The sequence below is a fragment of the Methylobacterium sp. CCH7-A2 genome (assembly GCF_001557075.1).
Classification (GTDB): Bacteria; Pseudomonadota; Alphaproteobacteria; order Rhizobiales; family Beijerinckiaceae; genus Allobosea; species Allobosea massiliensis.
Genome location: NZ_LSKN01000203.1, coordinates 20383 through 35027 on the forward strand (window position 1 = coordinate 20383; position 14645 = coordinate 35027).

Here is a 14645-nt window from a genome sequence, read left to right on the forward strand (position 1 = left end):
GGGCCGCCGCTCAGGCGCCGGCGAGCGCAGCCTCCACCGCCTTCACGTCGAAGCCCTTGAGCCCAATCACGGTCAGCCGGCCCTGGCGAGCCTCCTGCGCGCCCCAGGCCCGGTCGAAATGATGGCTGACACGCCGGCCGACGCCCTGCACGACGAGCCGCATCGGCTTGCCCGGCACGGCGGCGAAGCCCTTCAGCCGCAGCACGCCCTGCGCCTCGGCGGCCTTGCCGACCCGCGCCGCCAGCGCGTCCGGTGCGAGGCCGTCCGGCAGCGCCAGCGCGACCGAATCGAAATCGTCATGCTCGTGATCCTCGCCATCGCCGTGATGCGACGGACGCGAGGCGAGATCGGCCTCCGCCGCGGCGCTGAGGCCGAGGATCAGCGCGGGCTCGATCGTACCCCGGCTGGTCTCGACGATCTTGATCGCCTTGGGCAGATGCGCGGCGATCTCGCTTTTCACCCGCTCGCGCGTCGCCGCGTCGATCAGGTCGCTCTTGTTCAGCAGGATCAGGTCGGCGCAGAGGATCTGGTCCTCGAAGACCTCCTCCAGCGGGTTGTCGTGCTCGACGGAGGCGTCCTGCGCGCGTTGCGCCGCGAGCGCCTCGGGGTCGTCGGCGAACTGCCCTTCGGCGACCGCCGGCCCATCCACCACTGCGATGACGCCGTCGACGGTGACGCGGGCGCGGATCGCCGGCCAGTTGAAGGCCTGGACCAGCGGCTTGGGCAAAGCCAGCCCCGAGGTCTCGATCAGGATATGCTGCGGCGGGTCGGCCCGGTTCAGCAGCTTTTCCAGCGCCGGCACGAAATCATCCGCCACCGTGCAGCAGATGCAGCCGTTCGGCAGCTCGACGACGTCCTCCTCGGTGCAGCCGGAAATGCCGCAGCCCTTGAGGAATTCGCCATCGAAGCCGAGATCGCCGAATTCGTTGACGAGGACCGCGAGCTTCTTGCCCTCGGCGTTTTCGAGCAGATGGCGCACCAGCGTCGTCTTTCCGGCGCCGAGGAAGCCGGTGATGATGGTGCAGGGGGTCTTTGTGAGAGAAGTCATCGGGAACCCGCGATCGGGAGGGGAGGAAGGCGCGCCACCACGCCCTTGCGGATCGCCTCGGCGCGCTCGCGCCAGGGCACGATGCCGTCCGGGGCTTCGCGGTACTGGCGCGCGAAGGTGAGCAGCGTCTCGACGCCCGTTGCCGGGTCGAGATCGCCATAGACATAGGTCCAGCGGCCCTCGCCGCTGAGCGCCACCGTGCAGGGGCGCTTGCAGACGGAAAGGCACTCGACCGTCTCGACGCTGATCGCCGCATCCCCGGCGGGGTCGAGCGCGTCGCGGAGGCCGGCGGCGAGAACGGCGCCGGGACGCGGCGCGTCGGGGTCGCCCCCGGCGGCGCGGCAGGTCGCGCAGACGAGGATGCGGATCGGCGCCGTGCCCGTTTCCGGGCGCGGCTGCGGCAGTTGCGTGCTCATGATCCGGCCGGAATCAGGCCGTCGCGGGCAGGGCCGCGATCAGGAAGACGAGGCCGACGCAGGCCATGGCGGCGGCCGCCGCGCGCACCGGCAGGGACAGGCGCGTCTCCGGCGAGAACAGCCGACGGACGACAAGGATCGTGCCGACGGTGATGGCGGCCTGGATCGCGACGAGCCCGATCAGATAGGCGCCGACCACGGCGGTCTCGGCACCGATGATCGATTCGGCGAGCGCATGGCCATGGGCGAAGCCGGCGGCGGCGAAGAGCGCGGCGAGGGCCGGCAGCGGCAGCGAGGGCCTGAGCACGCCGATGGCGCCGATCAGCACGAGGCTGCCGGCGACCAGGATCTCGCCGGCCGGCAGGTCGATGCTGTTCATATGGGCGAAGGCGCCCAGCCCCATGCCGACGATCCACAGCACCGGCAGCAGCAGGGCGCCCGACGCGTAGCGCGAGGCGACGAGGCCGACCGCGACCAGCGCGGCGAGATGATCGAGCCCGAGAATGGGGTGGCCGAGGCCGGACAGCAGCCCCTCCGTCAGCGTCGACGGCGTTTGGCCGCCCATCGGATGGTGGGCGAGCGCCGGGCTGCAGAGCAGGGCGGTGAAGGCGAGGGTCAGGCGGTTGCGCAGCGTCATGGTTCCGGTCTCCGTCAGAAGGCGGCCGATCTCGCGACCGGCCTCACGTTCCCAAGGACGGAGCCGCATGACTGTCGCCACGCGAACACAGCCGCCGTCGGAACACCCCGTCCGATGGGCCCATAGGAACACTGTCGACGGCAGGTCTCCTGGCTCGCGGGTCTGGTCATTCCACGCCGCCTTCCCGGGATCGCTCCCAGTGGCCGATGGCGCGGAACTCGCCGCTTACAGTTGCGGGGGCAGCCGCGGCATCGCACCGCGTTCCCTTTTCACCTCCTCGCGGAGGCACCGTCGGCGACGATCATTAGCCATGTGCGAGAGGCTGTGCAATGCAGGGCGTGCTTCGACCGGTCGTCGCGGGTCATCCCGGGCGACCGCAGGGAGACCCGGGATCCATTCCGGAACCTTTCCGACAGAGGCTCAGGCATGGATCCCGGCTCTCCGCTTCGCTTCGGCCGGGATGACGGAGAGGTGCGTTGCGGTGAATTCATCCTCAATCCCCCACCTCACCCTCGTCCTCGGCGGCGCCCGCTCGGGCAAGAGCCGCCATGCCGAAGCGCTGATCGAGGCGCTGCCGCCTCCCTGGGCCTATATCGCCACCGCCCAGGCCTGGGACGACGAGATGAAATCCCGCATCGCCGAGCACCGCGCCCGCCGGCCCGCGGACTGGATCACGCTCGACGCGCCGCTCGACCTGCCCGGCGCCATCCGCGGCCTGCCCGAGGGGCGCCCCGTGCTGGTCGACTGCCTGACGCTGTGGCTGACCAATCTGATCCTGGCCGAGCACGACACTGCCGCTGCCGGAAGCGCCCTGATCGAGACCTGCGCGCAGGCGACGGCGCCCATCGTCCTCGTCTCCAACGAGGTCGGGCTCGGCATCGTGCCCGACAATGCGCTGGCGCGGCGCTTCCGCGACGAGGCCGGCCGGCTGCACCAGGCGATTGCGGCAAGGGCCGGCCGCGTGGTCTTCATGGTCGCCGGCCTGCCGATGCTGGTGAAGTGAGCGGGCAGGTGAAGTGAGAACGCGATGACGAACGAGACCAACGAGGCCGCTCGCTACAAGGCGAAAATGGCAAAGCGCAAGGCGCTGCAGGACGCCGAGGTCGCCTCCAAGACGATCGAAAAGGGGCTGCTGATCGTCAACACCGGCCCCGGCAAGGGCAAGTCGACGGCCGCCTTCGGGCTGATGCTGCGCGCGCTCGGCCATGGCTGGCGCGTCGGCGTGGTGCAGTTCATCAAGGGCGCCTGGGAGACTGGCGAGCGCCGCGCGCTCGACGCCTTCGGCGAGCAGATCGCCTGGCACACCATGGGCGAAGGCTTCACCTGGGAAACGCAGGACAAGGCCCGCGACATCGCCGCCGCCACCCGCGCCTTCGACAAGGTCAAGGAACTGATGGCCGATGAGAGCATCCGCCTGATCGTGCTCGACGAGCTCAACATCGCGCTGCGCTACGACTATCTGCCGCTGGCCGAAGTCATCGCCACGCTGCAGGCGCGCCGCTCCGATCTCCACATCGTCGTCACCGGCCGCAACGCCAAGCCGGAGCTGATCGAGGCCGCCGACCTCGTGACCGAGATGACGCTGGTGAAGCACCATTTCACCGCGGGCGTGAAGGCGCAGGAGGGGATCGAGTTTTGAAGGGCACAGCCGCTGATCGACCCCGCGCCGTCATCCCGGACAAGCCGCTTCAGCGGCGCCGATCCGGGATCCATGCCTGAACCTTCGAGACCGGGCGTTCCGGAATGGATCCCGGATCTCCGCTCCGCTGCGTCCGGGATGGCCCCGTTCAACTGGCGCGATGAGAACAGCAATGTCAGAAAGATTTGCCAGGTAGGGCTCACACCCGCGACAGCGTAAGCGCGATCAGCGCGCCGCATCCCGCCAGCCCCCACAGCAACCCGCACGCTGTCCGATACAGCCGCAAGCCGCGCCGGATATCCGCCGCCGTCGCCTCGGCCCGGCCATCGCCCATCCAGCCATCCTCGACGACGACGTCGCCATAGATGCGCGGCCCCGCCAGCCTCAGTCCCAGCGCGCCCGCCATCGCCGCTTCCGGCCAGCCGGCATTGGGCGAGCGGTGGCGGCGCGCATCGCGGCGCAGGGCCCGCCAGGCGCCGGCGGCATCGGCATCGCGGTCGAGCGCGGCGGCCGCGACGATCAGCAGCGCCGTCAGCCGCGAGGCCGGCAGGTTGACGAGGTCGTCGAGCCGCGCCGAGGCCCAGCCGAAGGCGAGATGGCGCGGCGTCCTGTGGCCGATCATCGAATCGGCGGTGTTGATCGCCTTGTACAACGCGATACCCGGCAGGCCGGCGACGCCGAGCCAGAAGGCCGGCGCCACGACCCCGTCGGAGAAATTCTCCGACAGGCTCTCGATCGCCGCCCGCGAAACGCCGGCCTCGTCGAGGCTGTCGGGGTTGCGGCCGACGATCATCGACACCGCCTTGCGCCCCTCGGCGAGGCCTCCCGTCTCCAGCCCCTGGGCGACGGCCGCGACGTGTTCGTCAAGGCTGCGCTGTGCCAGCAGCGTCGAGGCGAGCAGCGCCAGCGGCAACAGCCCCGCCGGCCCCAGCAGACGGCAGAGAGCGCTCAGCGCCAGCGCCCCGGCCAGCGTCACCGCGAGCAGGACGAGGAGCGCGGCCACGCCCGCCGCCCTCCGGGCGGCGAAGCCGGCCATCTCCCGGTTCAGCCGGCGGTCGAGCCCGGCGATCAGCGCGCCAATCCAGGTGACGGGATGGCCGATCCGCGCATACAAGCGCTGCGGATAGCCGAACGCGGCCTCGATCGCGAGCGCGGCCAGCAGCAGAAGCAGTGTGTCGGGCCAGAGATCAGACAAAGCCATGGGCGAAACGACGGGGACCGGGGGCATCTGGCATGGCGGCGATCTCGGCCGGGCTCGGGCGCTGTTTCCGGCAGCGCCCGAGCCCTGGATCGATCTCTCCACCGGGATCAACCCGATCCCCTATCCGCTTCCCGCGCTGCCGTTAAGCCTCTGGCAGCGCCTGCCCGCCGCCGATGACGAGGCGGCGCTGCTGGCGGCGGCGCGAAACGCCTATCGCGTGCCGGCCGAGGCCGGGATCGTTGCAGCTCCCGGTACGCAGATCCTGATCGATCTCCTGCCGCGGGTCGTCCCGGATCTCATCAGGGCCGGCCCGGTCGCGGTGCTGGGGCCGACCTATGCCGAGCATGCGCTCGCCTGGCGGAAGATGGGCGCGACTGTCGTGGAGGCTGACACGCTGGCGCAAGCCGCCGATGCGGCGACGGTGGTGGTGGTGAACCCCAACAACCCGGATGGGCGCCTGTTGTCGGTCTCGGAGCTTGCCGCGCTCGCGGCGCGCTGTGCCGCCCGCGGCGGGCTGCTGGTCGTGGACGAGGCCTTCTGCGACTTCACGCCCGAGGCGAGCCTGGTCCCGGCCCTACCGCCCGCGACCCTCGCGCTGCGCTCCTTCGGCAAGACCTATGGCCTGGCCGGCGTCAGGCTCGGCTTCGCCATCGGCGAGGCAAATCTGGTGTCGGCGCTGCGCGACGCGATGGGGCCCTGGGCCGTGGCCGGTCCTGCTCTGGCGATCGGCGTGCAGGCGCTCGCCGATGCCGCGTGGTTGGCGCAGGCCGGCGCCGCGCGCGCCGCCGACGCCGCGAGGCTCGATGCGCTGCTGGCTCCGCGGGGCGAGATCATCGGGGGCACCGCCCTGTTCCGGCTGCTCGCGACGCCCGAGGCGCCGGCGCTCTTCGCCCATCTGGGCGGCCGCGGGCTCTATGTGCGCCGCTTCCAGGCCGATCCGACGAGGCTGCGCTTTGGCCTGCCGGGCGATGCGCCGGGCTGGGCGCGGCTGGAAGCGGCGCTGGCCTGTTTCCCGCATGGCGGCTGAGCGGCGGGCGCTGCGTCTGCGCCGTGGCGGTCAGCCGCCGCGGCAGGCTAAGGTGGCCGCCGCCTGTCTCACCCCCCGAGGATTGCCTTGATGCCTGCCCTACCGCCTGCCAGCGACCTGACCATCTGCTTCGCCCATGCCGCCTACCAGTTGCAGGCCGAGTTCGCGACCCGCGGCCATGCCGCCAGGAGCTTCGAGGTCCGCTCGCTCGACGAGCTGAAGGCACGGGCGCCGGAGGCCGATGTCGTGGTGGCGTCGGGTCTCTGGCGCAATGAGCTGATCGCGTCCTGCCCGAAGCTGCGCTTCGTCCAGTCGGTCTCTGCCGGAACGGACCAGTACGACAAGGCCGCCTTTGCGGCGGCCGGCATCCGGCTGGCGAGCGCTCAGGGAGCCAATGAGCGGGCCGTGTCCGAGCATGCCATGGCGCTGATCCTCGGCCTGACCCGCCAGATCCATCTCGCCCGCGACAACCAAACCGCCGCGACATGGCGGCCGATGATCGGTGACCGCGCCCGGCGCGAGGACGAGCTCGGCGGCAAGACGCTGCTGATCGTCGGTCTGGGCCGCATCGGCCTGCGGCTGGCGACGCTCGCCGCCGCCTTCGGCCTGCGTATCATCGGCGTGCGCCGCAGCCCGGAGCCGCATCCCGACATCGAGGCGATCGTGCGGCCCGACCAGCTCCACGAGGTGCTGGCGCAGGCCGATATCGTCGCGCTGACCTGCCCGCTGACGCCCGAAACCGAGAACCTGATCGACGCGACGGCGCTGGCTGCGATGAAGCCGGGCGCGCTGCTGATCAATGTCGCGCGCGGCAAGGTCGTCGACGAGAAGGCCCTGATCGCGGCGCTGTCGGAAGGGCGCATCGCCGGCGCCGGGCTCGACACCTTCGTCGAGGAGCCGCTGGCGGCGAGTTCGCCGCTTTGGGCGATGAAGAAAGTCATCGTCACGCCCCACAGCGCCGGCGAAACCCGCGCCTACGAGACGAATGTGGTCGACCTGCTGGTCGACAACCTCGCCCGCCTCGGGCGCGGCGAGACGACCTTGCGCAATCAGGTGGTCTGACCAGAGCCTGCAAAATCACGCCGTCATTCCGGGGCGGGCCGTAAGGCCCGAGCCCGGAATCAATGAACACGACAGGAGGTCGGTGGGCCCGGCCCCGGAGGTCCTTCGGCGGCTGCGGTGGTCATGGGTTCCGGGCTCTTCGCTTTGCGAAGCCCCGGAATGACCGGGTGGTTCCAGAATAAGTCGCTCACGCCCGCAAGCCACGCCACCAGCTGCGCGCCGCGTCGCGGGCGCGGAGCGCGAAGGCGTAGGCCGCGCTGCTGCACACCCAGTCGAGCGCCCGGCGCCGCAGCCGGTCGAGCAGCGTCATCAGCCAATTGAGCCAGCCATAGGTTAGAAGCTTCTCGCGCCCGGCATGGTAGATCCGCTCGACCAGCAGGAAGCTGACGAGATGGGCGAAGGCGAAGACGACGAGCCCGCTCCGGAAACGGCCATCGGCCATCATCCACAGGCCCAGCAGCTTCAGCGGTTCGGCGATCGCGAAGGGCACCGCCAGCAGCGCCAGGATCGAAAGCCGCGACTGACGCGCGATCATGGCCTCCGCTCGCGCCACGATCCGGAGTGACGCCACCCAGTCGATCAGCGGCCGGTAGAGCGGCCGGGCGATCTCGTCGAAGACGATGACGACGGTCAGGACCGCGCGCAGGATGGCGAAGAGGAGGCTGGCGAGGGGGCCGCGTGTCTCGTCCCGGGTCGGCGGCTGCGTCATCGATCGTCCCTGCCTCGCGCCCGGCCGCTCATCGGCTTGCGTCGCGCCGACTCAATCCTCCGTGATCCCAGCAATTCTGGGGCGTCCGGATCAAGCGCGTGTCATCCCGGATGCAGCGAAGCGGAGATCCGGGACCCATGCCGGAGCGCTTGCCGGAGAGGTTCCGGAATGGGTCCCGGGTCTCCCTGCCGGTCGCCCGGGACGACTCGCGCTTGTGTGACGAGGTGATTCGGGACCGAAGGAGGCTCACCCCACCTTCGCATCCTCCAGCATCATCGCTGCGCCCTTCTCGCCGATCATCATCGTCGGGTTGGCGGTGTTGCCGGAGGTGATGGCGGGCATGACGGAGGCGTCGATGACGCGCAGGCCCGCCACGCCGCGCACCCGAAGCCGCTCGTCGAGCACGGCGCGGGCATCGTCCGGACGTCCCATCTTCGCGGTGCCGACGGGATGGAAGATCGTCGTCCCCAGCCGCGCCGAGGCGTCCAGCAAATCCTCGTCGCTCGTCGCCGCCGGCCCCGGCAGATGCTCCTGCGGCCGGAAGCGCGCCAGCGGCGCCTGCCCGACGATACGGCGCGTCAGCTTCATCGCGTCGATCGCGACCTGCCGGTCGGCCTGCGTGTCGAGATAGTTCGGCGAGATCGAGGGCGCGTCCTCGGCGCGCGGCGTGGCGATATGGACATGGCCGCGGCTGGTCGGGCGCAGATTGCAGACGCTGGCGGTAAAGGCGTCGAAGGGATGCAGCCCCGAGCCCCAGGAATCCAGCGAGAGCGGCTGGAAATGATACTGCAGATTGGCGGTGGCGTGCTCGGGCGAGGATTTCGCGAAGGCGCCGACCTGGGATGGCGCCATCGTCAGCGGCCCGCTGCGCAGCGCCGCATATTGCAGGGCCATCAGCGGCCGGCGCCAGATCTTGGCGTAGTCGCTGTTGAGGGTCCGCACGCCCTCGACCTTGTAGACAGGGCGGATCTGGAGATGGTCCTGCAGGTTCTCGCCGACGCCGGGCAAATCCGCCACCGTCGCGATGCCCAGCCCCTGCAGCCGCGCCCCGTCGCCGATCCCTGAGCGCTCGAGCAACGCCGGGGAGCCGATCGCACCGGCCGACAGCACGACCTCGCCCGAAACCTCGGCCCGCAGCTTCTCGCCGCCATGCGTGAACTCGACCGCCGTCGCGCGGCCATCCTCGATCACCACGCGCTCGACCAGCACATTGATCTCCAGCCGCAGATGGTCCTCGCGGGCGTCGAGCACCGGCCGCAGAAAGGCGTTGAAGGCGCTCAGCCGCCGCCCGCGCCGCTGGTTGACCTGGAAGTACGAGGAGCCCTCGTTGTCGCCGGTGTTGAAGTCGTCGATCTTGGCGATGCCGGCCTCGGCCGCCGCCTCGCGGATCGCGTCGAGGATCGCCCAGCGCACGCGGGGATGCTCGACCCGCCATTCCCCGCCGCTGCGGTGGACCCCGCTCTCGCCCGGGCCGATATGGTCCTCGTGCTTCAGGAAATAGGGCAGCACGTCGTCCCAGCCCCAGCCGGAGAGCCCGAGCTGGCGCCAGCCGTCATAGTCTGCCGCCTGGCCGCGCATATAGACCATGGCGTTGATGGCCGAGGAGCCGCCGACGACCTTGCCGCGCGGATAGGCCAGCGCCCGGCCGCCGAGGCCCGGTTGCGCCTCCGTCTTGAACAGCCAGTCGGCGCGCGGATTGCCGATGGCGAAGAGATAGCCGACCGGGATGTGGAACCAGATCCAGTCGTCGCGTCCGCCGGCCTCCAGCACCAGCACCCGCGTCCTGGGGTTGCGCGACAGCCGGTTGGCGACGACGCAGCCCGCCGAACCCGCGCCGATCACGACATAGTCGAAACGGCCGATCGTGCGGCGGTCGGTCTCTTCGGCTGCGGCCATGGCGTCCCTCGGGGCTGCGGCGGGTGCGCTCCCGCTCTGCGCCCACCGTTAAGCGGCGCGGCCAGAGGCGGCAATGGCGCGTTGGCGCGAACGGCCTGTGCAGGAGGCCTCAAACCCGTGGCATCCACGGCCCGCCGCTTGCTTGGGCCGCCGCGAGCGGTTGATATGGCGCCGCGGCCTGACGCCGTCCGCCCGGGAGAGTGTCGATGGGATATCGCGTCGCGATCGGCACGCGCAGCTATCTCTTCAGCGATCTGAAGGAACTGATGGCGAAGGCGACGCCGCCGCGCTCGGGCGACCGGCTGGCTGGGCTCGCGGCCGGGTCGATGGAAGAGATGATGGCGGCGAGGATGGCGCTGGCCGATCTGCCGCTGCGCACCTTCCTGCACGAGGCGCTGATCCCCTATGAGACCGACGAGGTCACGCGGCTGATCGTCGATACGCATGATGCAACGGTCTTCGCTCCCGTGGCCTCGCTCACCGTCGGCGCCTTCCGCGACTGGCTCTGCTCGGACGCCGCGACCACGGAGGTCCTCGCCCGACTTGCACCGGGCGTCACGCCCGAGATGGCGGCGGCGGTCTCAAAGCTGATGCGCAACCAGGACCTGATCCTCGTCGCCCGCAAATGCCGCGTCGTCACGCGCTTCCGCAACACGCTCGGCCTGGCGGGCCGCATGGCGGTGCGCATCCAGCCCAACCACCCGACCGACGATGCCGCCGGCATCCTCGCCTCGACCATCGACGGGCTGAGCTATGGCTGTGGCGATGCGGTGATCGGCATCAACCCGGCCTCCGACAGCACCGCCAAGATCGGCGAACTCCTGCGCCTGCTCGACGAGTTGATCGCGCGCTTCGCCATTCCGACGCAAGGCTGCATCCTGACCCATGTCACCTCCTCGATCGCGCTGATCGAGCAGGGCGCGCCGGTCGATCTGGTCTTCCAGTCGGTCGCGGGCACGCAGGCCGCGAACGCCTCCTTCGGCGTCACGCTGGCGCTGCTGCAGGAGGGTCTGGAGGCCGGCCGCTCGCAGAAGCGCGGCACGGTCGGCGACAACCTGATGTATTTCGAGACCGGGCAGGGCGCGGCGCTCTCCGCCAACGCCCATCACGGTGTCGACCAGCAGACGCTCGAGGCGCGCGCCTATGCGGTCGCGCGGGCCTACCAGCCACTTCTGGTCAACACCGTCGTCGGCTTCATCGGCCCCGAATATCTCTATGACGGCAAGCAGATCATCCGGGCCGGGCTGGAGGACCATTTCTGCGGCAAGCTGATGGGCGTGCCGATGGGCTGCGACATCTGCTACACCAATCATGCCGAGGCCGATCAGGACGACATGGATACGCTGCTCACCCTGCTGGGCACGGCCGGCGTCAACTTCATCATGGGCGTCCCCGGTGCCGACGACGTCATGCTGAACTACCAGTCGACCTCCTTCCACGACCAGCTCTACATCCGCGAGGTGCTGGGCCTGAAGCGCGCCCCGGAGTTCGAGGACTGGCTGCTGCGCATGGACATTGCCGACGCAGCTGGAAAGCTCAGCGTTAGTCAGGGCGGGCCCGCGCTGCTCGCGGCGATGCAGGACCGCGCGGCATGAGCGAGCCGGAGAAGCCGCCGGCCCCGGGCCGCTTCGCCGATCTCGCGCGGCTGACCCCCGCCCGCATCGCGCTGGGGCGCACGGGCGCGTCGCGGCCGACAAGCGAGCTGCTGCGCTTCGGCCTCGCCCATGCCCAGGCGCGCGATGCGGTGCATGCCCCGTTCCGGCCCGACGAGGTCGCCGCCGCGCTCGCCGGGCTCGGCATCGAGACGCTGGCCGTCGAAAGCGCGGCCCGCTCGCGCGAGGATTATCTGCGCCGGCCGGACTGGGGGCGCAGCCTGTCGCCGGAGAGCCTGGCCGCATTGCAGGCGCGGCGAGGCCGGTTCGATCTCGCCATAGTGGTCGCCGACGGTCTCTCCTCCACCGCCGTCCACCAGAACGCCGCGCCGCTGGTCGAGGCCCTGCTCCCCTTGCTCCGGCGTCAGTCGCGGACGCAGGCGCCGGTCGTCATCGCCTCGCAGGCACGCGTCGCGCTGGGCGACGCGGCGGGCGAGGCGCTGCGCGCGCGCATGGTTCTCGTCCTGGTCGGCGAACGGCCAGGCCTGTCCTCGCCGGATTCGCTCGGCGCCTATCTCACCTTCGCGCCGCGGACGGGGCTGACCGACGAGGCGCGCAACTGCATCTCCAACATCCGCCCCGGCGGGCTGGGCTTCGCGGAGGCGGCCTTCCGGCTCGCCTGGCTGATCGACCAGGGCTTCCGCCACTCGCTGACCGGCGTCGGCCTCAAGGACGAGAGCGACGCGGCGCTGGAGGCGGGCGCGGCCGCCGGGCTGCTGCCGCAGGGCTGACGCGCTCAGCCCGCGAAGCCGCCCTCGGCCAGGAAGGCCGCCTCTTCCGGCGTCGTCTCCCGCCCGAGCAGCGCGTTGCGGTGGGGGAAGCGCCCGAAGCGCCGGATCACGTCGCGATGACCTTCCGCATGCTTGGCCGCATCGCCACCGAGCGGCGTGCTGAGCGCGACGGAGAGGTCCTGATCCGTCAGATCCTCGGAATGGCAGAAGGGCAGGTGCAGGAAGAGCCGCAACTCCGGTTCGGTCGCCGTGCCGTGGCCGCGCGCCTGCGCCAGCCGCGCGAAATGCCGCGCCAGCGGGTCGGTCGCATACATATGCGCCGTGCCGCGGAAGCTGTTGCGCGGGAACTGGTCGAGCAGGATCGCCAGCGCCAGGCTGCCCGGCGCGCTCTCGGCCCAGCCGTCCAGCTCCCGCCGCGCCGCCGCGAAATGCAAGCCCAGGAAGCGCTCGCGGAACAAGGCGTCGAAGGCAGCGTCCTTCTTGAACCAGCGCTCGGCACCAGCGTCGCGCCAGAAATCGATGACGGACTGCGCCGTGTCGGCTGCGCCGCGACGAGGGCCGCCCGTGATGTCCTGCTGCATTCTGACGCTTCTCCTGTCCGGCGCCCGCCGCCCGGCCACTCCGCCTCCCGCTGGGAGGAGACGGCCCCCGCGCGGGAGGGGCTTGATAACGTTGGGGCAACGGCGTCATCTGGAGGGGTGACGCCGATGCTGCCGCCACGCTCCCGTGAACAGCCGACGGCCGAGGACAGGCCCGGCAGGCCGGTCCACGCGTTGATCAGCCATGATATTGCCGAGACACAGGCCTGGCTCAATGCCAGGCTGCGTCGCGACATGCGGCTGGAGCCGCTGGGCCCCGACGGGTTCGAGGCGCGGCTGACGGCGCATGCCCTGGCCGGCGCCCAGCTGATCCACGCCGAGTATCCGCAAGGGATGCGGCTGAAACGCGGCGAGCGGCATGACGATCTGACGATCCGCATCGTCGCCGCCGGCGGAAGCCTCTATTCCGCAGGCCCGCAGACACTGGCCGCGGTGCCCGGCCGCGGCCTCATCCTCAACACCGGACTGTGCGACTCCGGCGAGTACGGCCGCGGCAGCGTGCACACGACCTTCACCCTGCCCGGGGAAGAGGTCGCCCGTATCCTGCAGGGGGCTTTCGGGCGTCCCGCCAATGAGCGCCTCGCCATCGCCGCGACGATCGATCTGGCATCCGCGGACGGCGCCACGATCGCGGGGTTGCTGGCGGCAATGGAAGCGGGGCTGACGGGCGAGGCGCCGCTGGCGCAGACGCCGCAGGCTGCGCGCCCGCTGCGTGATGCGCTGGTCCTGCTCGTTCTGGCGCGTTGCCCCAACCCCTACGCCGCCTGGTTCGAGGCTCCGGTCGCCGCGCCCGCACCCTGGCAGATCCGCCGCGCGATCGCCTTCATCGATGCCCATGAGGCCGGCCTGCTCACGGTCCAGGAGGTCGCCGACGCGGTCGGCATCGGCCTGCGCTCGCTCCAGGAGGGCTTCCGCAAGCACAAGCACGTCTCGCCGCACGACTACATCAAGCAGACGCGGCTGGCGCGCGTGCGCAGCGAACTGCTCGACCCGGCCTCCACACGCTCGATCGAGTCGATCGCGCGGCATTGGGGCTTCGTCAATCGCGGCCACTTCGCGCTGGATTACCGCACGGCCTTCGGCGAGCAGCCCTCGCAGACCCGCCGCCGCCGCTGAGCCGGCCCGGCACGTCTCCGCATCGTTTCGACACAGCAGCGCCCGGGCACTCTGCCGAGTGGGTATGTGCCCTAACGTAACAACCTGTCATCGGACATGGTGAATCCAATCTTTCCGCGCGTGGCCCGCCCGACTCCGCGCACGCGGCGCCGACTCGGCGCGCGCAGAATCGTCTTGAATCGCTTAAAATAAAAGACTGCATTTTTAAGTGAATTATAAGCTTGTTAGCCGAGATTCTTTGTATGCAGCGCAAAAGATCGAAGTAACGTTGGGTTCGGGGCCAAGACGATGAGCAAGACAAATGCCGGTGACCTGCAAAGGTTCCAGGCCGGAGCCGATTCGACGCTTCGAAACGCCAAGGCGACGGCCGCGGCCCTGACCACGTTGCTGGAGTCGGGCGCGGGCCTGGAGATCGACTGCTCTGGCGTCGAACAGGCGGACATCACCTTCGTGCAGACGCTCGTCGCGGCGCAGCGCAGCTGCGCGGCGCGCAACCTTTCCTTCGCCCTCGGCGGAATGAGCGACGTCGTCGCCTCCGCTTTCCAACGGGCCGGCGTCACCGCGCCCGGCTCGATGCCTTCCGAACTGTCCGGGATCTGACCATGGCCAACATCCTCACCGTCGACGATTCGCCGAGCGTCCGGCAGATGATCAAGCTCGTGCTCGGCCCGGCCGGGCACAATGTCGTTGAGGCCGGCGACGGATCGGAGGGCCTGGCCAAGGCCAAGGCGCAGAGCTTCGACCTCGTCATCACCGACCTCAACATGCCGGTGATGAACGGCATGCAGATGATCAAGGCGCTGCGCGCCCTGCCGGCCTTCATGGGCACGCCCATCGTCTTCCTGACCACGGAATCTGACGACGCCGTCAAGCAGGAGGCCAAGGCCGCCGGCGCGACGGGCTGGATCACCA

General features: G+C 70.3%; 16 protein-coding genes and 1 riboswitch. Of the genes, 9 read left to right on the top strand and 7 right to left on the bottom strand.

Going from position 1 to position 14645, the window contains the following annotated elements; translation table 11 throughout:
- Positions 1-10 precede the first annotated feature (10 nt).
- Genes cobW through AX750_RS15310 form a run of 3 tightly spaced genes read right to left on the bottom strand, consistent with a single transcriptional unit; the run spans position 11 to position 2101 of the window.
- On the bottom strand, positions 11-1048 hold the full coding sequence (gene cobW / locus AX750_RS15300; protein ID WP_066721534.1) for a cobalamin biosynthesis protein CobW: 1038 nt from the start codon (positions 1046-1048) through the stop codon (positions 11-13).
- Entirely contained in the window at positions 1045-1464 is a 420-nt protein-coding gene (locus tag AX750_RS15305; protein WP_066721532.1) for a DUF1636 domain-containing protein, read from the bottom strand. Before AX750_RS15305 ends, cobW begins: the two co-directional genes overlap by 4 nt.
- Positions 1465-1477: 13 nt before the next feature.
- The gene (locus AX750_RS15310) at positions 1478-2101 is read right to left on the bottom strand and encodes a HupE/UreJ family protein (RefSeq protein ID WP_066735459.1); all 624 of its coding nucleotides are present in this window, start codon (positions 2099-2101) and stop codon (positions 1478-1480) included.
- Positions 2102-2222: 121 nt separating this feature from the next.
- Positions 2223-2409, bottom strand: a riboswitch (cobalamin riboswitch).
- A 152-nt stretch (positions 2410-2561) separates the two neighbouring features.
- On the opposite strand from AX750_RS15310, the gene cobU reads away from it, so the two are divergent.
- Positions 2562-3104, top strand: coding sequence for a bifunctional adenosylcobinamide kinase/adenosylcobinamide-phosphate guanylyltransferase (gene cobU, locus AX750_RS15315; RefSeq protein WP_066721529.1), 543 nt, complete (start codon positions 2562-2564; stop codon positions 3102-3104).
- Positions 3105-3128: 24 nt separating this feature from the next.
- The gene (gene cobO / locus AX750_RS15320) at positions 3129-3740 is read left to right on the top strand and encodes a cob(I)yrinic acid a,c-diamide adenosyltransferase (protein WP_066721528.1); all 612 of its coding nucleotides are present in this window, start codon (positions 3129-3131) and stop codon (positions 3738-3740) included.
- Between the two features lie 199 nt (positions 3741-3939).
- On the opposite strand, the gene cbiB is transcribed toward cobO, so the two are convergent.
- A complete protein-coding gene (gene cbiB, locus AX750_RS15325) occupies positions 3940-4941 on the bottom strand; it encodes an adenosylcobinamide-phosphate synthase CbiB (RefSeq protein WP_082735379.1) in 1002 nt (333 codons plus the stop codon).
- Between cbiB and cobD the strand changes: the two genes are divergently transcribed.
- Both cobD and AX750_RS15335 read left to right on the top strand, forming a co-directional pair.
- Positions 4940-5968, top strand: coding sequence for a threonine-phosphate decarboxylase CobD (gene cobD / locus AX750_RS15330; RefSeq protein WP_066721525.1), 1029 nt, complete (start codon positions 4940-4942; stop codon positions 5966-5968). The genes cbiB and cobD overlap by 2 nt on opposite strands.
- Positions 5969-6058: 90 nt before the next feature.
- Positions 6059-7030 carry a D-2-hydroxyacid dehydrogenase gene (locus AX750_RS15335; RefSeq protein ID WP_066721524.1) on the top strand — a complete coding sequence of 324 codons (972 nt, stop codon included), beginning with the start codon at positions 6059-6061 and terminating at the stop codon, positions 7028-7030.
- 187 nt (positions 7031-7217) lie between these two features.
- Here AX750_RS15335 and AX750_RS15340 read toward each other — a convergent pair whose 3' ends face one another.
- Positions 7218-7739: a hypothetical protein gene (locus AX750_RS15340; protein WP_082735376.1), complete on the bottom strand. Its 522-nt coding sequence runs from the start codon at positions 7737-7739 to the stop codon at positions 7218-7220.
- 246 nt (positions 7740-7985) lie between these two features.
- Positions 7986-9635, bottom strand: coding sequence for a GMC family oxidoreductase N-terminal domain-containing protein (locus AX750_RS15345; protein WP_066721523.1), 1650 nt, complete (start codon positions 9633-9635; stop codon positions 7986-7988).
- Positions 9636-9841: 206 nt separating this feature from the next.
- Here AX750_RS15345 and AX750_RS15350 point away from each other — a divergent pair, with 206 nt between their 5' ends.
- Entirely contained in the window at positions 9842-11230 is a 1389-nt protein-coding gene (locus tag AX750_RS15350; protein WP_066721522.1) for an ethanolamine ammonia-lyase subunit EutB, read from the top strand.
- The gene (gene eutC / locus AX750_RS15355) at positions 11227-12018 is read left to right on the top strand and encodes an ethanolamine ammonia-lyase subunit EutC (protein WP_066721520.1); all 792 of its coding nucleotides are present in this window, start codon (positions 11227-11229) and stop codon (positions 12016-12018) included. The genes AX750_RS15350 and eutC overlap by 4 nt, the downstream gene beginning before the upstream one ends.
- A gap of 5 nt (positions 12019-12023) precedes the next feature.
- Here eutC and AX750_RS15360 read toward each other — a convergent pair whose 3' ends face one another.
- Positions 12024-12599, bottom strand: a complete 576-nt coding sequence (locus AX750_RS15360) for a DUF924 family protein (RefSeq protein ID WP_066721518.1) — start codon at positions 12597-12599, stop codon at positions 12024-12026.
- A 126-nt stretch (positions 12600-12725) separates the two neighbouring features.
- On the opposite strand from AX750_RS15360, the gene AX750_RS15365 reads away from it, so the two are divergent.
- The 3 genes from AX750_RS15365 to AX750_RS15375 form a co-directional block, all read left to right on the top strand.
- Positions 12726-13733 carry an AraC family transcriptional regulator gene (locus tag AX750_RS15365; protein ID WP_067254642.1) on the top strand — a complete coding sequence of 336 codons (1008 nt, stop codon included), beginning with the start codon at positions 12726-12728 and terminating at the stop codon, positions 13731-13733.
- Positions 13734-14021: 288 nt separating this feature from the next.
- A complete protein-coding gene (locus AX750_RS15370) occupies positions 14022-14333 on the top strand; it encodes an STAS domain-containing protein (protein ID WP_066721515.1) in 312 nt (103 codons plus the stop codon).
- Positions 14334-14335: 2 nt separating this feature from the next.
- On the top strand, positions 14336-14645 hold a 310-nt coding region (locus AX750_RS15375; protein ID WP_066721556.1), incomplete at its 3' end, for a response regulator.